The organism is Kitasatospora sp. NPDC058478, from assembly GCF_042720345.1.
In the GTDB taxonomy this organism is placed as follows: Bacteria; Actinomycetota; Actinomycetes; order Streptomycetales; family Streptomycetaceae; genus Kitasatospora.
In genome coordinates this window covers 201,997-219,258 of the sequence record NZ_JBHXML010000002.1, presented here as the reverse complement: position 1 = coordinate 219,258, position 17,262 = coordinate 201,997, and the positions used below count along the sequence as shown (strand labels likewise).

Annotated in this window: 10 protein-coding genes; 6 read left to right on the top strand and 4 right to left on the bottom strand. The window is 71.7% G+C overall.

The genetic code is table 11. From position 1 onward, the window contains the following. The first annotated feature begins 16 nt into the window (after positions 1-16). The gene (locus tag ACFWPT_RS01940) at positions 17-2,077 is read left to right on the top strand and encodes a dipeptide ABC transporter ATP-binding protein (RefSeq protein WP_380478762.1); all 2,061 of its coding nucleotides are present in this window, start codon (positions 17-19) and stop codon (positions 2,075-2,077) included. Between the two features lie 232 nt (positions 2,078-2,309). Here the strand turns inward: ACFWPT_RS01940 and ACFWPT_RS01935 are convergent, their stop codons facing one another. Then, positions 2,310-7,493 (bottom strand): RICIN domain-containing protein, encoded by a 5,184-nt coding sequence (locus ACFWPT_RS01935; RefSeq protein ID WP_380478760.1) that lies wholly within the window; start codon positions 7,491-7,493, stop codon positions 2,310-2,312. A gap of 912 nt (positions 7,494-8,405) precedes the next feature. Here ACFWPT_RS01935 and ACFWPT_RS01930 point away from each other — a divergent pair. Further along, complete coding sequence (locus ACFWPT_RS01930; RefSeq protein WP_380478758.1) at positions 8,406-9,032, top strand: YidB family protein; 627 nt, start codon at positions 8,406-8,408, stop codon at positions 9,030-9,032. 50 nt (positions 9,033-9,082) lie between these two features. Next, complete coding sequence (locus ACFWPT_RS01925; RefSeq protein WP_380478756.1) at positions 9,083-10,087, top strand: flagellin; 1,005 nt, start codon at positions 9,083-9,085, stop codon at positions 10,085-10,087. Between the two features lie 391 nt (positions 10,088-10,478). On the opposite strand, the gene ACFWPT_RS01920 is transcribed toward ACFWPT_RS01925, so the two are convergent. From ACFWPT_RS01920 to ACFWPT_RS01910, 3 genes are all read right to left on the bottom strand, one after another. Then, a complete protein-coding gene (locus tag ACFWPT_RS01920) occupies positions 10,479-10,760 on the bottom strand; it encodes a hypothetical protein (RefSeq protein WP_380369153.1) in 282 nt (93 codons plus the stop codon). A 215-nt stretch (positions 10,761-10,975) separates the two neighbouring features. Further along, complete coding sequence (locus tag ACFWPT_RS01915; protein ID WP_380478754.1) at positions 10,976-11,797, bottom strand: lipase family protein; 822 nt, start codon at positions 11,795-11,797, stop codon at positions 10,976-10,978. A gap of 154 nt (positions 11,798-11,951) precedes the next feature. After that, positions 11,952-12,476, bottom strand: coding sequence for a MepB family protein (locus tag ACFWPT_RS01910; protein ID WP_380478752.1), 525 nt, complete (start codon positions 12,474-12,476; stop codon positions 11,952-11,954). 910 nt (positions 12,477-13,386) lie between these two features. Between ACFWPT_RS01910 and ACFWPT_RS01905 the strand changes: the two genes are divergently transcribed. From ACFWPT_RS01905 to ACFWPT_RS01895, 3 genes are all read left to right on the top strand, one after another. Next, on the top strand, positions 13,387-14,361 hold the full coding sequence (locus ACFWPT_RS01905; RefSeq protein ID WP_380478750.1) for a hypothetical protein: 975 nt from the start codon (positions 13,387-13,389) through the stop codon (positions 14,359-14,361). A 241-nt stretch (positions 14,362-14,602) separates the two neighbouring features. Then, positions 14,603-15,721 (top strand): basic secretory protein-like protein, encoded by a 1,119-nt coding sequence (locus ACFWPT_RS01900; protein ID WP_380478748.1) that lies wholly within the window; start codon positions 14,603-14,605, stop codon positions 15,719-15,721. A gap of 335 nt (positions 15,722-16,056) precedes the next feature. Next, a complete protein-coding gene (locus tag ACFWPT_RS01895; RefSeq protein ID WP_380478746.1) occupies positions 16,057-17,181 on the top strand; it encodes an RCC1 domain-containing protein in 1,125 nt (374 codons plus the stop codon). The last annotated feature ends 81 nt before the right edge of the window (positions 17,182-17,262 follow it).

Here is a 17,262-nt window from a genome sequence, read left to right as displayed (position 1 = left end):
CGACGGAGGATCAGCAGTGGCGCTCCTCGAAGTGACCGGCCTGCGCACCGAGATCCGGCTGAAGCGCTCGGTGGTGCACGCCCTGGACGGCGTCGACCTCGCGGTGGACGTGGGCGAGACCCTCGGCATCGTCGGCGAGTCGGGCTGCGGCAAGACCATGACCGCCATGTCGATCATGCAGCTGCTGCCCAACGGCGGCAGCGTCGTCGACGGCCGGGTCCTGCTCGACGGCCGCGACCTGCTCGCGCTCGGCCCCGAGAAGATGGACCGGGTGCGCGGCAACGACATCGGGATGATCTTCCAGGACCCGACCACCTCGCTCAACCCGACGATGACCATCGGCCGGCAGATCTCCGAGTCCGTGCGCATCCACCGCCGGGCCTCCCGGAAGGAGGCGCACGAGCGCGCCGTCGAGGTGCTGTCCCTGGTGGGGATGCCCAGCCCGGCCCGGCGGGCCCTGGTCTACCCGCACGAACTGTCCGGCGGGATGCGCCAACGGGCCATGATCGCCATGGCCCTGGCCAACGAGCCCAAACTGCTCATCGCCGACGAGCCGACCACCGCCCTCGACGTCACCGTCCAGAAGCAGATCCTCGAACTCATCGACCACCTCAAGCAGCAGCTCGGCATGGCCGTCATCCTGGTCACCCACGACCTCGGCGTCATCGCCGGACGGGCCGACCGGATCGCCGTCATGTACGCCGGGAAGGTCGTCGAGACCACCGGCACCGAGGAGCTCTACACCCACCCCCGCCACCCGTACACCGAGGCACTCTTCGAATCGCTGCCGGAACGTTTCGCCGAGTCCGGCGGCCGGCTCTACTCGATCCCCGGCCTGCCGCCGGACCTGACCACCCCGCCGCCCGGCTGCCGGTTCGCCGCACGCTGCCGCTACGCCACCGAGCAGTGCCACACGCAGGAGCCGCCGCTGTCCGGGGACGCCCCGGACCACCGCTACGCGTGCTACTTCCCGGTCGGCGAGGCCGAGCAGGGCGGCCGCCCGGCGGCCGTGGCACCTTCCCCGGCGACGGCCGTACGGGCCCCGGAGGTGCGGGCCGCTGCGGTGCCCGAGGAGGCGCCGGCCGAGCCGCTGCTGCGCATCGAGAACCTGGTCAAGCAGTACGCGGTCACCAGCGGCCTGATCCTGCGCCGGGCCGTGGGCGCGGTCAGCGCCGTGGCCGACATCTCCCTGACGGTCCGCCGGGGGGAGACACTCGGCCTGGTCGGCGAGTCCGGCTGCGGCAAGACCACCGTCGGCAAGCTCATCGTCGGCCTGGAGCGGCCCACCAGCGGCAGCCTGCTGTTCGAGGGCCGGGACCTGGCCCTGGCGCCACGGGCCGAGCGCCGCCGACTGCGCCGGGACGTCCAGCTGATGTTCCAGGACTCCTACGCGGCGATGAACCCGCGGATGCCCGTCCACTCGATCATGCGCGAGCCGCTGGACATCCACCGGGTCGACGGCCAGGCCGAGCGCGACCGGCGGATCAGGGAGATCTTCGACCTGGTCGGCCTGCCGCTCACCGCCCTGGACCGCTACCCGCACGAGTTCTCCGGCGGCCAGCGCCAGCGCATCGGACTGGCCCGCGCGCTGGCCCTGCGCCCCAAGCTCATCGTCGCGGACGAGCCCGTCTCGGCCCTGGACGTGTCGATCCAGTCGCAGGTGCTCAACCTGATGAGCGACCTTCAGGGCGAACTCGGACTGTCGTACCTGTTCATCTCGCACGACCTGTCCGTGGTCCGGTACCTGTCCGACCGGATCGGCGTGATGTACCTGGGCAAGCTGGTGGAGATCGGCCCCGCGCCGTCGGTGTACGCCCGGCCGGTGCACCACTACACCCGCGGCCTGCTGGACACCATCCCCGTGGCCGACCCGGTGGTGGAGAAGGCCAAGAGCAGCCGGGGCGTCGCCGGGGAGCTCCCGTCCGCGATCGACCCGCCGTCCGGCTGCCGCTTCCGCACCCGCTGCGCGGCGGCGCAGCAGATCTGCGCGGAGGTCGAGCCACATTTGACCGCCTTCGGCCCCGACGACCACCTGGCCGCCTGCCACTTCCCCCTGCGGGCCGCCCCGGTCCGCTGAATCGCGCCCCTGGCCATGCCCCCTCCGGGAGCGGGCCGGCGAGGCCGTCGGCGATGGGCACACGGCGGGCACATGGCGGGCACATGGCGGTGGTCACGTGGCGATGGGCACACGGCGGTGGCCTCCACCCCGAGAGCGGGGTGGAGGCCACCGGGCCGGCTTCCGAGAGGCCGGCGAGTCCGGACGCACCCGGCGGGTGCCGCGCGCACGCGGGCCACCCGTGGGAGGAAGGTCAGGTGCAGGGGATGACCCGGCCTCCTGTCACGACGCACTTGGGCGGCACCAGGCGCGGGTGTCCGGTGTTCGTCTGCCACTGCACCTTCGGGACGCCCTTGATGATCGCCTGCAGCGCGTAGATGAAGGCCTCCAGGAAGTCGCCCTTCCCTGCGGCGGCCACCGCGCGGGCCCCGTCGATGGCGGCGCCGGTGGCGTCGCCGGCCTGCAGGATCTGGATGTCACCCAAGGGGCTGACCATCAGCCAGGCGCCGTTGCGGCCATTGGTTCCCGATGCCCAGCAGACCCGCCCGTCGGCGGCGGTGACGACGAGGTTCCCGTCGTCCTGCATGACGGCCTTGGCCCCGCAGCCCACGGTCTTCGACTCCCATACGGCCCAGGTGTGGTCGCCGATGGCGTCGCCCTGCGTGTAGTAGGCGACGAGGTTGCCGTCCTGCTGCATGACGAGCCGGGTGGATTGCTCCGCCGCCCTGGACTCCAGGCTCTGCCCCGGGCACAGGGTGTCCCCGTGCCACATCCACGAACCGGAGGACTGCCGCCCGTTGCAGACCGGGGGGAGCTGCATGCCGTCCGGGAAGCGCGGGTCCCTTCCGCCTCCGCCTCCGGGGTTCCCGCCTCCGGGGTTCCCGCCTCCGCCTCCGCCGGTACCACCGCCGCCGGTGTTCCCGCCGCCTCCGGTGAACGTCGAGTCGTCGAGCTCCCACCACTGGGCGGTGGAGGAGGTGCAGGCCCAGACGGCGAGGTCCTCGTTGCCGTTGACGGCGGTGAGGCAGCCGTTGTCGGCCGCGGAGACGATCCGGTACCAGCCGGGCAGGTTCTGGCTCTCCTGGAAGCGCCAGAGCTGGTTGGCGTTGCCCTCCTGGGCGCTGGTGAGGTGGGTGCGGTGGGTGCTGGGGTTGTGGTCCATCACCATCGCCCCGGCGAACTTCGTCTCGATCAGCCACTGGTTGTTGGGCTTCTGCCACAGCATCCACTGCTGTGCGGCGCTGCCGTTGCGGCCCTGCGCCTTGATCCGGGTGCCGCCGGCGGTGTTGGCGCCGTCGAGGTCCGCGACCAGGCCGCTGTTGCCGGAGCGCAGGACGGTGGTGACGCCGTGGCGAACCCCGCTGCCCCCGGGCGCCTGCGGGGTTCCCCCGCTGCCGGCGTTCCCGCCGCCGGTCGAACCTCCGCCCGTCGAGCCGCCGTTGTTCCCGCCGGCGTTCCCGCCGCCGCCGGACGAGCCGCCGGTGTTCCCACCGCCGCCGCCTCCGCTGGAGCCGCCGCCAGGGGTGGGTCCGTTCTGGATGTTGTCGAGCCGCCAGCGCTGGCGGTCCGAGCCGTCGCAGGCCCAGATGCCCAGCTGCTCACCGGCGTTGTTGGCGGTCAGGCAGCCGTTGTCGGCGTCGCTGGTGATCCAGAACCAGCCGCCTCCGGCGTCGTGGAACGCCCAGTGCTGGTTGGCGTTGCCGTCCATCGTCCGGATCAGGTGGGCGCGGTGGGTGCCCGGGTCGTGGTCCATGACCATGCCCTGGCCGGCCGCGGCCTTGCCGTCGGTCAGCAGCGTCTCGATGATCCAGCGCCCGTTCGCGGTGGGCCAGAACGCCCAGCGCTGCGCGTTGTTGCCGTTCGCGCCGAGCGCCTTGATCGAGGTGCCGGAGGCGGTGTTCGCGCCGTCGAGGTCCGCGACCATGGTGTTGTTCGCCGAGCGCAGGGTGGCGACCTGCGACGAACCGACGCCGGGGCTCACCACCGGGGTGGTGCCGGGCTGCTGCGCGGGCTGCTGCGGGGCGCGCGGCGGGACGGTGCCCAGGCCCCAGCGCTGCGCGTCGCTGGCGTTGCAGTCCCAGATCTGCAGTGCGGTGCCGTTCGCGGAGTTGCCCGCCACGACGTCGAGGCACTTGCCCGAGTTCGGGTTGACCAGGGAGGAGTCCGCGCCCTGGCGCCAGTTCTGCGCCGCGCTGGCGTTGCAGTCGTACAGGCCCACCCGGGTGCCGCCGGCGGTGTTGCCGGCGGCGACGTCCAGGCACTTGCCGAACGCCTTCAGGACGAGCCCGCCGCTGGTCGCGGTCGGGGTCCACTGCTGGGAGGCGGTGTTGTTGCAGTCGTAGAGGTCGATCGGGGTGTTGTTCGCGGTGTTGCCGGCGGTGACGTCCAGGCACTTGGACGGCAGCGCCGAGTAGACCGGCACCGCGGCCGCGTCGCCGGAGTTCCCGCCACCACCACTGCCACCACCACTGCCACCGCTGTTGCCACCGGTACCACCGTTGCCGCCGCCGGTCGACGGGTTGTCGACGGCCTCGGTCAGGCGCCACTTCTGGGCGTTGGTGCCGTCACAGCCGAGGATCGCCAGCTCCGCACCGTCGGCCGCCGCCGTGAGGCAGCCGTTGCCGGCGGCGCTGACGACCGTGAACCAGCCGCCCCCGGCGTCGGCGAACCGCCACAGCTGGTTGGCGTTGCCCTCCTGCGCACCGATGAGGTGCGTGCGGTGGGTGGTGGGGTTGTGGTCCATCACCATGCCGCCGCCGAGCTTCGTCTCGATCAGCCACTGGCTGTCCGGCTTCTGCCACAGCGTCCACTTCTGCGCGTCGTTGCCGTTGCGGCCCTGCGCCTTGATGCGCGTCCCGGCGGCGGTGTTGGCGCCGTCGAGGTCCGCGAGCAGGCCGCCGTTGCCCGACTGCAGCACCACCGTCCGGTTGTGCGCGGGCTGCGTACCACCGGCGCCCAGCGGCGGCTGGCCGCCGGTGCTGCCACCGCCCGTGTTGCCACCGCCCGTGCTGCCGCCGTTGTTGCCGTTGCCGCCCCCGGCCGTCGGCACGGTGCCGGAGAGCTTCCACTTCTGCTGCGCGCTGCCGTCGCAGTCGCGGACGGCCAGTACCTCGTGCGCGCCGCGCTGGGTCAGGCAGCCGCCGGCCGCGCTGACGACGTTCGTCCAGCCGCCCCCGGCGTCCTTGAACTGCCACAGCTGGCCGGGCTGCCCGTCCGCGGCGGCCGGTGCGAGCACGCTCTCGTGCCGGCCGGTGTCGTGGGCCAGCAGCATGCGCTCGGCGGCGGAGGCGCGGTTGTAGGTGAGCCGGGTCTCGATCGACCAGTTCCCGTTGCCGCGGTCCCAGAACACCCACTTCTGCGCATCGGTGCCGTTCGGCTCGTAGGCCTGGACGGCGTTGCCCGCCACGGTGCTGGAGCCGCGGACGTCGGGTACGAGGGCGTCCCCGGTGCCCGGCTGGAGGTAGGCGCCGGCGCCGGCATCGTTGCCACTGCCGCCGTTGGGGCCGGTACCGCTGTTGGGCCCAGTGCCGCCGTTGGGGCCGCTGGGAGTCGACGGGCCGCCGAAGATCGGCGGGAACATGGGCAGCGCGGGGAACCAGGGCAGTGAGATTCCCGGAGGCGCGGGCACCGGCGGACGGCCGCCGGTGGAACCGTTGTCACCGCCCGGGGTGTTGCCGTCCGGCGGGTCCTTCCGCTTGCACTTGGGAGGCTCCTCCGGCGACTTGGGCGGGTTCGACCAGGCGGCGGGGTCGTTCGGGAAGCCGGTGGTCGCGGGCCACGGGACGTCCGGCAGCCCCGGCAGCGAGGGCCACGGGACGGTGGGGAACCCGGGGACGGACGGCCAGCGCCAGAGCGGGCTGCCCGGGAGCGTCGGCCAGGTGACGTCCGGAAGCGAGGGCCCGCCCGTCCCCGGCGCGTCCGGCAGGTCGGGGTGGCCCGGCCACGGCACGTTCGGCGAGCCGGGCACCGAGGGCCACTTCACCTGCGGGAAGCCCGGCACGGTGGGCCAGGCCAGGTCCGGGTGCCCCGGGATCGCCGGGTCGGCGGCGCTCGGCAGCCCGGGGATCAGGGCCTTGCCGTCGTCGTTGCCGTTGCCGGGCAGCGGCAGCACCGGCCACGGGACGCCGGGGTGGCCCGGCATGGCGGGCCACGGGACGGCCGGGGAGCCGGGGACGGCCGGCCAGGTCGCCTCGGGGTGGCCGGAGATGGCGGGCCACGCCGTGGTGGGCAGAGCGGGGAAGCCGGGCCAGCGCAGCTCAGGCAGGTCGGGGTGGCCGGGCATCGGGACGCCCGGGAAGCCCGGGACGGACGGCCACGGGATCGCCGGGTGCCCTGGCAGCGACGGCCAGGTCACCTCGGGGCGGTCCGCGACGGTCGGCCACGGCAGGTCGGGGAAGCCGGGGACGGTGTGGCCGACGCCGGAGCACGGCACGGACAGGTGCCAGCCCTGCCGGTCCGAGCCGTCGCACGGCGCCACCGTCAGCGCGTTGCCGTCCAGGGTGAGGCAACGGCCGTCGGTGGCCGTGGTGATGCGGTAGCCGCCCGCGCCGTCGGCGACGAAGCGCCAGCGCTGGCCGGGGCTGCCGTCGGGCTTGCCGCTCGTCGCGTCGTTCTCGATCGGCCGCACGGCCAGCCGGTCACCGTACGCGGGGACGCTGAGCACGCTGCCCTGTCCGGCCGGGGTGGTGCCGTTGGTCCGGCCGGTCTCGATCACCCAGGTGTCGTCCGACTTCTGCCAGGTCGCCCAGCTCTGCCCGGCGGAGCAGTCGGGGGCGGCGGCCCGTACCGGGCTGCCCGGAGCGGGCGCGGCGTCCGGCACGTCGGCGACCAGGCCGGCGGCTCCGGAGGTCAGGACGGAGACCTTCCCGTGCTGCGGCTCCCGGGCTGTGGCGGCGGAAGCGGAGGCCGTCGACGGCGCGCTGTCGGCCGGGACGCCGACCGGGGCGTCAGCCGGGACGCCGGCCGCCGCGAGAGAGGTCATGGACGCGGCCGCCGCGCGGGGCCGGATCGGGGGGATCGGCCGACAGGTCTCGTCCTTGCGACGCAGCGGGTCCTTGCTGAACATCACCGGATAGTGGTCCGATTCCTCCACGTAGCTGAGGCGACGCGCCGTGTACTGGTGGTCGGCCGGCAGCCCCCGGGCGATCATGTAGTCGAGTTCGGAGGTCGGGAGCTTCATGGGGTAGGTCATCATGCCGGAGCTGACGAGCCGACGACCATCGCCGTACACCTGCGCCATCGACAGCGACCCGGGCTCGCGGTTGAAGTCGCCCATCAAGGCCCAGTTCGCGTCGCCCGTCGCCGTGACCGCCTGGATGGCGGCCGGCACGTTGTTCCGCTCCTGGAAGCCTGTTGCCCTGTTGGTGGCGTGCATGGAGTAGTACCACGTGCCGTCCGCGAGCTTGACGCCCAGGATGGGCTTGGCATCGTTGGTCACCTGGCCGTTGTTCTCCGGCTGAGGCGGAATGACTCTCACCACGGGTGCCGCAGCGTTGTCGACGTTCCGCGACACCACGAGGGCCAGCGAGCGCTCTCTATTGTCTGACCTGACCCGGTAGATGGTGCGAGTGCCGCCCATCCAGTCGGGAAAGGCGTCCCATCGGTACCTCTGGACCTCGAAGCCGTTCGTGTTGATCGATGCTTCGGGCACGATGTCCGGAAAATCCGGATCCACGTCCCGGATTTCCTGCAGCGCGAGAACGTCAACCTGTTGGGCGAGATTGAAGATCTCACTCTGCCATCTGGTGCCGTACTGATTGTTGTAGGTCGCGGCCGAGTGTTCCTGAACGGTCGCCGGTACGGCCTGCGGCGGAGCGACGGGGCCCACCGCGTGCGCGGGTATCGGGAACGCGCCGATGAGCCCCGCCAGGAGGGCGAACAGCGGCACGACCGCCGTGTACGCCCATCGTGGTCGCCACGGTATTCGCCGTTCGGTCGGTGAGGCGGTCGTGCCCGGGTGTGCCATTGAGAAACTCCTTGAAACTTCACAGCTGTACCGGGGCACGTTGACAGCAGGTGGTAGACAAACGATGAACGGGCGGCCTGGCGGCGTTTATCTCGCTGCGGCACCAGCTGTGAACCCGCGACAGGTCCGATGCCCCGCCAGTTGCCCGCGCCGGATGGCGCGTGAACTCGCCGTTGAATGAACGGCGTAAGGAGGCGGGCGCGAGGGGGGGGGTCGCCCGCCGAGGGTTCATCCAGGGCCGGGAGCGGGATTCGCGGGCGTCTGCGTGCTCCGCTCCGATCCGGTCATCCGTCAGGATCTGCTGGCTGGAATCACCCCTGGTGTCGCGCCGACTACCTTCAGTAGCGTCGCCCCCGCAAGATCGATCGAACACGGAGGGGCACGATGAGCGAGAAGACGGACACGGCGCCGGTGTTGGGCACGCTGCTGGCGGCACTGGCCAAGGCGCCGGAGACCGCTGGCAAGTTCGACTCCTGGGCCGGTGAGGGCGCCAACGAGTCCGTCAGTGGCGAGGAGGTGGCCGCGCACCTGCCGTCCGGCGTGCTGACCGCCCTGGCGGAGCGCGCCGGGGTGAGCGAGGCCGAGGCGGCGGCGGCCCTGGCCGAGGAGATCCCGCCCTTGGTGGCCGCCATCCCGGCCGAGGAGATCGCGCTGTTCAGGGCGGTGGGCCGGATCGCGGACCTGACCCCGGACCAGCTGGCCGCGGCCCGGCAGATCGCCGCCGACACCAAGGAGTTGACGGCCCGCCTCCCTCAGGCCGCCTCCTGGCTGGGCGACGGCCCCAACGAGCCGGTCACCGGCGAGGACCTGGACCGGGCCCTCGGGCACGACACCGTCATCCGGATCGCCCGGGCGACGGGCCAGGGCGAGAACGAGGCGGCGAAGGGCCTGGCCGCCTTCCTGCCCGAGTTCGTCGACGCGATCTCCCCGGGCGGCGAGGTCGACCTGCTCGCCCTGTGGATGGTGCTGGCGCAGGAAGCCCCCGGCGCCGCCGCCGGCCCGTCCGTCTGACCCGCCCACCGCCTCACCGACCGACCGGCCCCCTCGCAAAGGAAGACCACATGGAGTCCCCCGCCACCAACACCGCGTCGCTCTACGCCGCCAGCTACCTGGCGGTCAACGGCACGAACCAGACCGACCTCGCGAAGAAACTGTCCTCCGGGTACAGGATCAACTCCGCCGCGGACGACGCCGCAGGTATGGCCGTCGCCTCGAACATGACCCTGACCATCGTCAACTCCGGGCAGGCGGCCCGAAACGCCAACGACGGCATCTCCCTCACCCAGGTCACCGAAGGCGCGCTGGCCGAGGTGGAGAAGCTCATCGACCGCATCAGCCTGCTGGCGACCGAGGCCCTCAACGGCACGTACAGCCAGGCCAACCGCCAGGCCGTCCAGCAGGAAATCCAGCAGTGCCTCGGCGGGATCGACACGATCGGGCAGCAGACCCAGTTCAACGGAAACCACGTGCTGGGCAAGGACCGGTCCTACAGTTTTCAGATCGGTCCGATGGACGGCAACGTCGTCCTCGTCGACATGCAGAGGATGAGCACCTCGACTCTGGGCCTGACCGGCCTCGATGTCACCAGGACGGTCGTGACCACCGTGCCCGAAGGCACACCGCTCCCCGCGGACGTCCCGTGGCCGCGACCCGAAGCAGGAACCCTGGTCTCGTACATCGGCGACAGCGACGGCACACTCCACTACGCCCTGCTGAAGGACGGCGTGTACACCGGCTACCCGGACCGCTCGGAGCCCGTGGACGTGCTCAACAACGGCAAGGTGTACCTCAACCCTCTCGCCGCGGCCGCCGGCGCCCTCGACACGCTCAACTCCCTGCGCGGGGACCTCGGCTCCTCACCGGACCGGTTCCAGTCCGACATCAACACCCTCAACGCCACGGTGACCGACCTGTGCGCCGCGCGCTCCCGCATCACGGACACCGACTATGCGGCGGCCACCGCCCAGTACATCCAGGCCAACATCCTCGTGAACGCCGGTCAGAACGTCCTCGCCAAGGTCAACCAGCAGCCCCAGATGATCATGATCCTCGTGCGGGACCTGTAGACAGGCCGGGCTGCTCATCCGTTCGGGTGAGGCGGGGTTGGACGGGGGCCGGGGGTGGCAGAACGGCGGGCATGACGACTTCCTCCACCAGGCGCCGCCGGGGCCGCCCCGGCAAGCCGGCCTTCGCGCCCGTGCCCGTCCGCCAGGCCGTCGGGTCCGCGGTGCCGTCCGGGCCGCGTCGACCTGCCGCCGGGTGCTGCCGGACCTGGAACAGCGAGCACAGGCTGCCCGGCGGCCAGGTGGTCCGGACGACCTGGCACCAGCCTGCCTGCCCGGCCCGGGCCGCTCGGTGACCACGCACCAGGCGGTGGACGGTCTGTCCCGGTTCGGATGGGCGGCTGCCCCGGGGCGAGGTGCTCCCGGGGCAGCCGTGGTGCGGGTGCGGGTGGGGTCAGCCCTGCCCGCCGATGCCGATGCCGGTCTCGGTGGCGTTGCCCGCGACGCCGCCCGGGCCGACCGCGACGGCGCCGGTGAGGAAGGAGGAGCCGCAGGGGCCGAACTGGGCGTCGGTGACCTGGAGGGCGCTGCCGTTCGGGCCGACGGCGAACGCGCCGCTGTCGAAGTTGAGGGTGGGGATGTTGTCGGGCGCGGCGGCGGAGGCGGTGGTCGCCGCGCCGATGACGAGCGGGAGGCTGAGGACGGAGACGGCCAGGATGCGGTGCGCGGTACGCATGGGTGGAATCCTTCGAGGTGCGTGGTGAGGGTGGATCGGACGGCCGTGGTGTGGCGGCCCGTCACCATCCACACACGGTCGTGTGTGCATCGCTACCGGGGGGAGGCTGTTCGTACCATAGGTTCACTCGACCCTCGGCCCGGCTCTGCTCGCCGGGCCCGGCCTGCCGGCCGTGGACCCACCGGCGCCCGCCCCGCCCGCAGGGCCTGACTCCGTCAGGCGAGGTTCTGTTCCAGGGCCGCGAGGTAACGCTTCATCGCGTGGTCGCGCACACCGGCCGTGGCCGGAGCGAACGCGTCGGCGGTCAGGCCCTTGGCGCGGTCGGCGAGCCCGGCGACCAGGCCCATGGAGTCGTGGAGCCGGCCCGAGGAGTCGATGTACTTCAGCGCCTCGACATGGGTGTAGGCCGGCTCCGGCGGCAGCTGGGGCACGATGTCGTTGTTGTTGACGAACCGGTACAGGCGCCCCTTGAAGCCCTCGTTGCAGGCGGCGGCGAGCAGCCGGTCACAGGTGCGGGGCTGCCCGAACGTGACGATGCCGTCGGCCTGGAGACGTGGGTCCTCCAGGTACAACCGGGCGCCGGCCAGCATGGCCAGGGCTCCGCCGAGGCTGTGGCCGGTGAACCACACGGTCTGGCCGTTGGTGCGCAGCTGGGCGTGGGCGTCCCGGACGTCAGGGAAGACCGACTCCAGGGCTTCGGCGAAGCCGTAGTGGACGTAGCCGGTGCGGGCGGGGCCGGGCCAGGGCGGCGTGGAGGAGTCGGAGAGCCAGTCGCGGATCTCGGCCGGTTGGGTGCCGCGGAACGCCGTGACGATCATGTGGTCGCTGGCCATGGTGTAGGCCTGGGTGTCCTCCAGCGGGAAGGGCGGAGTGAACCGGGTCTGGTGGTGACGCACCCGGTCGAAGCCCCAGTCGCGGGCCTGCTGTTCGATGGCGGCCTCGTCCTGGTAGGCGAGTTCGGATGCCTTCGCCAGCCAGTAGGCGTGCGGGACGCTGTAGTTCTTCGCCTGGTGGTCGAAGGTGGTGGGCACGGGCACGGCGATCTCTCCTCCGGGACGGCCGGCGGACGGGGGGAACGCACCGCCGGCGCGGACATCAGACCCGTCGTACCAGAGCGCGGCCAGCCGCCCCGGGCGGGCCGCGCCCGGATGTCACCCCGACAGACGCGCAGGCGCACCGGGCGGCGGGCGGCTACGGGTGGTAGAGGGTGCGGGCGTGCGTCAGGTCGGCGGGCCCGTTCTGGCCGATGTGGAAGAAGTGCTTCACCTGCCAGGCCTGCGTGCTGCGCGCTTGCCGGTTGGTCGTGGTCACCCAGGGCGGGTAGACGCGGAACCCCCGTTTCCCGCCGGAGCCGTTGCGGGAGACGATGTCGCGCTCGCACAGCACCTCGCGTGGGAGGACGAACTGCCCGAAGCCGTTGTCGTCACGGCAGCTGATGACGAAGAGGTCCACCCCGTCGTCGGCGTCGAAGGGCCGGATCGGTCCCTCCTCGGAGCGCAACCACACGGTGACGAACTGGCCCACCTTCGTCGGGGTGGTCTTGGCCGCGCGGAACCGGACCGAGCGGCCGTCGATGGTGAACCGGCAGGCCGCGTATTCGGCGCTCTCCGGTTCGGCCACCGGGGGCGAACAGGCCAAACCGCTCGGGTCGTACACCAATGCCTTCGCCGCCAGCAGGTCACCGTGAAGCCCTGCCCACGGCTGATTCGTCACCATCCCGTCATTCTGCCATCGAGACTGCCACCCCTTGAGGTGCTCTGCCAGGGCCTCCTGCCGTCGGACCCGATCACGGACAGGCGGGTGGAGCAGGCGCCGTCGCCATCCGGTCGGCAGCCGCTCCCGGGACGCACGGCACGGGCCGCTCCCGGTCGGGTGGTCGAGCGCGTCGCGCTACGCGGAGTCGTGTCGACCTGCCGGTGGCCGATCCGATGCCGCAGACCGGGGCTTCGCCTCCGCTCTAAACCAGCTCCCGCAGGCGGAAAGCGGGCCCTGCCCCGGTAGATTGCCATCCTTGACCGAGCGCGGCGCGAACTCCCGCCTCGACGATGGACGGCACGACGGGGAACGCTGACGTGGCTGCCAGAAGCACCGGGCCCGTCCGGTCGACCCGCTGGACCGCGAAATCGGACCGGCCCCATGTGCACGCGATGCAGCAGCGGACACCACCGTGTACCCGCCACCGGTACACCACCCCGTCGATGGTGATCAGGCGCGACCCTTTCTTCCTCAGCGTCAACTATGCTTCCTCGTACGGAACATCAGTATGGGGCGACTGCTCAACTCGGCTGCGCCGCACCGAGCGTGCCAGAGTCCGAGGACGAAAAGCATCCGACTTTCGGCGAGTCGCATTGCCCCTCGGGGGCTCGCGTTGGCCGGGCCTGGCACGGATCCGACAGTCAGTACGCGGCATGCCACCGCCCCGCCGGCGCCGGAGCGATCCTGGCGGGCATCGGACGGACCGTTCACCGGTGCGCGACGGTCGCGGCCGTGGTGGCAGGATGCCCGGGTGGATTGGATATTGCGTGCCGCTGCAGAGCTGTTGGACACGGAGCTGTCCGAGCCCGTCGACTTGGGCGGAAGCCGGCGCAGCAGGGTGCTGCGCTGCCGGACCGGTTCCGGGGAGAGTGTGATCGTCAAGGCCTACACCGACGAGCCGGAGGCTCGGCGCTGCTTCGCTGCGGAGGCGGCCGGGCTCTCGTTCGGCCTTGCCGGTCCCGAGGTGCTGGGGGTGGACCCGAAGGTGCCGCTGCTGGTCATGGCGGACCTCGGTGATTCGCCGACGCTGGCGGATGTGCTGCTGGGAAGCGACTCGAAGGCCGCCGGGGAAGGCCTGGTGACCTGGGCGCGCGAGCTCGGGCGGCTGGCTGCGAAGTCGGTGCATCGGCGAGTCGAGTTCAGGCAGTTGTGGGACCGGTACGGCGCGGGGATGACCGCCTGGGATGACGAGCCGTGGATCGCGCGGGGTGTGGCTGCCTTGCCCGCGGTGCTCGACGCGGCCGGTGTTGCGGTTCCCGCCGGGCTGTGTGAGGAACTCGCTCGCATCGGAACGGCGGGCGGGGAGGAGTACCCGGCGTTCACCCCGGGCGACACCTGCCCTGACAACAACCTGCTCACGCCGCAGGGGCTGCGGCTGCTCGACTTCGAGGCCGCGTGCTACCAGTCGGTGTTTCTGACGGCCGCGTACTGCCGGATGCCGTTCTCCACCTGCTGGTGCGTCTTCGCCTTGCGGGCGGGGATCTCACGGAAGGTCGAGGAGGCTTACCGGGCGGAGGTCGTCGCGGTGTACCCGGCGTTGGCCGAGGATGCGGTGTGGCAGGCCGGGATGCGGCAGGCCGTCACGGTCTGGACGGTGAACGCGACCGTGCGCCTGCTGCCGCGCACGGTGGAGGACGGACCGATGCACAAGACGCGTCGACCCGTGGCGACCAGGCGCCAGGTCCTCAGGCACCGCTGGCAGGTGGCGAGCACGCTGGAGGAGTTCCCGGCATTCGCGCAGACCGTGCGACAACTGCTGCGCAAGGCCGCCCGGGAGTGGGATGCGGCTCCGCTACCGGGCTATCCCGCCTTCCGTGCCGCGGGGGCGGACCGGGAGCTCGCATAGAGCGGCGGGTGCGGGCGACACCGGTGGCGGCGGGCGACCCGTCGGCGGGCGGTCGAGGGCGCGGGCGTCCGCGAGTGAGGAGCCATCTGGCAGGAGGCCTGGACCCTCGGGTGAACACCACCGAGTCGACGGCCTGTCAACGCACCCGTTGACGGGAGCGTTGACGCCGCGTCTACCGCGGCCCGGTGGCATGAGCGCAGGCCGGTTCCAGGGGGGAACCGCCCGAGAGGAGAGCCCCGAGATGTTCACCCGTCGTACGGCCGCCGCCGTCGTCCTGTCCGCCGCGACCGTCGTGTCCGGGATGGCCTTCGGCGCCGGGACCGCAAGTGCGGCCGAGTCGCTCCCGTCCAGCGGCGCCGACTACCGCATCTCCAGTTACGCGGGCGGCGCCCTGCAGTGGGACAGCCGCAACAACGCCTCCAACGTGGTGGTCCGCGACTGGAACGAGTCCTCCGCCCAGCAGGTCTGGACGGTCAGGGACGAGGGCAACGGCACCTGGTCGGTCAAGGTGCCCGGTACCAACAACGCCGTCGACCGGGACCGGGTCAAGAACACCGTCGGTGCCTGGAACTACGTCGGCACGGACAACCAGAAGTGGTGGCTGGAGAGCGCCTCGGCGGGCAACGGCCGGGCCTGGCTGCTGCACAGCGTCTCGGACAGCAACCTCTGCCTCGCCCGTGGCGCGGACCTGAACGCCAAGGTGGCCGCCTGCAACGCGGGGGACCTGGCGCAGTCCTGGAACCTCGACCGCAACGGCGCCACCACCCCGCCGACCGCCGGCCGCCCGAGCATCGACCTCGACTACTCGCAGGCCCCGGACCTCGGGCCGTGGCTGGAGCAGCAGAAGAGGACCGTCGCGGACTACTACCCGACGATCTCCAACCTGATCACCAAGGGAGCCTTCGCCGCCCCCAGCTACTTCAAGATCATCTTCGACCCGAAGCTGACCGACAACCCCGCGTTCACCACGGTGAACCCCAGCAACGGCGTCAAGGAGGTCCACGTCAACATCGGCTACACCCGCGGCAACCAGGGTGACACCGGCTTCCTGGTGCACGAGGCCGTGCACGTCGCGGTCTGGGACAGCCCGTTCTCCGGCAAGTGGTGGCTGGGCGAGGGCCTGGCGGACTGGGTGCGCGACTACAACTTCCAGCCGGGCACCGGCGCCCAGCACTTCGGCCCGGACTCCAACTACGACAGCGGCTACCAGGCCACCGCCCGGTTCATCGACTACGTCTCGAAGGCCTACAACAAGCCCGACCTGGCACACCTGCTGAACACCACGAACTACAACGACCAGATCTGGGTCCAGCTCACCGGCAAGAGCGCCCAGCAGCTCTGGAACGAGATGCCCAAGTAACCCGCGCCCCCACACCCCACCCGACGGCCCGGCACCCACGTGGTGCCGGGCCGTCGGGCCGTCGTCAAGAGCGCCGACAAGGGGCGCGTGTGCGCGGCGCGAGACGGCCCGGTGTGCCGGGAAACGCCGAAAGATCACCTGTTCGAGTGAAGATCGAGATCGGTGCCCCGAGTTCTGATCGCTCGTCGCCGATGATGCGTTCGAGAGCCTGCGGAGAGGGCCGGGCAGGAGCGGCCTGTCGGGAGGCAACGCCGCCGCGTCCTGGTGGCAGCCTCCGCGGCCACGCCCGGCGCGGCCGAATTCCCGCATGGCAGCACACCCGATGAGGAGATGAAGTGCAGGAGAAGCGGCTCAAGTCCTGGGGCAACAACCGCGCAGGTCAGCTCGGCGACGGCACCTGGACGGACTTCCGTACGACGGCCACCACCGTGCTGGGGCTGACGAGCGCCGAGGTGGTGAAGATCGCCGCCGGGGGGAGCGGCGCCGCCACAGGTTTCGGGCTGGCCCTGCTGACCGACCGCACGGTGCAGACGTGGGGCGCCAACGGGTCGGGGCAGCTCGGCGACGGCTCGGTGTTCAGCCACAACGCGCCCGGCCAGGTCGTCAACCTCTCCGATGCCACCGACGTCGCCGCGGGCGGAGTGCACAGCCTGGCACTGCTCGCCGACCGGACCGTGGTCGCCTGGGGGCGCAACAACCACGGCCAGCTCGGCAACGGCACCAACGTCGACAGCAGCGTCCCGGTCCGGGTCGAGGGACTCGACAAGGTGATCGCGATCGCCGCCGGACTCAATCACAGCCTGGCGCTGCGCGAGGACGGCACCGTGTGGGCCTGGGGCCACAACATCAACGGTCAGCTCGGAGACGGCACTTCGGCGAGCCGTAACGTGCCGTCCCCGGTGAACAACCTGACCGGTGTGACCCGGATCGCCGCCGGCGCCGCCCACAACCTGGCCCTGGTCGGCCCGCCGAGCAGCTCCAGCAGGCCCACCAGTGGCAACGCGGTGAAGGCGTGGGGCTACAACGCCACCGGCCAGCTCGGCGACAACACCACCATCAACCGCTTCACCCCGGTCGACACCCAGGGCAGCTGGCTCGGCGGGGTCTCCGGGATCGCGGCCGGAGCCCACCACAGCCTTGCCGTCACCGACAGTGACAACAAGCTCAAGGCCTGGGGCCAGAACACCTCCGGCCAGATCGGCGACGGCACCACCGACTACCGGATCATCCCCGTCCCGGTCCCCGGCCTCACCGGCGTCCAGCTGATCGCCGGCGGCCGCGAACACAGCATCGCCCTGCTCGGCGACAACACCGTCCGCTCCTGGGGCAACAACGGCTCCGGCCAACTCGGCAACGGCACCACCACCGACAGCCGCACCCCCGTCACCTCGCTCACCGCGCTGACCGGCGTCGACAAGATCGCCGCATCCCTCGGCGGCGACTTCAGCCTGGCCAACTGAAGCCGGCGCGGGGGCGCGCCGCCCCCCCCCCCCCCCGCCCCCCCCCAATCGCAAACACAACGGAAAGGAAAAAGAAAAACA

What these genes read in the sequence shown, in the direction of transcription:
- ACFWPT_RS01925 (WP_380478756.1), top strand. Translation starts at nt 9,083, where the DNA reads ATGGAGTCCCCCGCCACCAACACCGCGTCGCTCTACGCCGCCAGCTAC.
- ACFWPT_RS01920 (WP_380369153.1), bottom strand. Translation starts at nt 10,760, where the DNA reads ATGCGTACCGCGCACCGCATCCTGGCCGTCTCCGTCCTCAGCCTCCCG.
- ACFWPT_RS01900 (WP_380478748.1), top strand. Translation starts at nt 14,603, where the DNA reads ATGTTCACCCGTCGTACGGCCGCCGCCGTCGTCCTGTCCGCCGCGACC.
- ACFWPT_RS01930 (WP_380478758.1), top strand. Translation starts at nt 8,406, where the DNA reads ATGAGCGAGAAGACGGACACGGCGCCGGTGTTGGGCACGCTGCTGGCG.
- ACFWPT_RS01910 (WP_380478752.1), bottom strand. Translation starts at nt 12,476, where the DNA reads ATGGTGACGAATCAGCCGTGGGCAGGGCTTCACGGTGACCTGCTGGCG.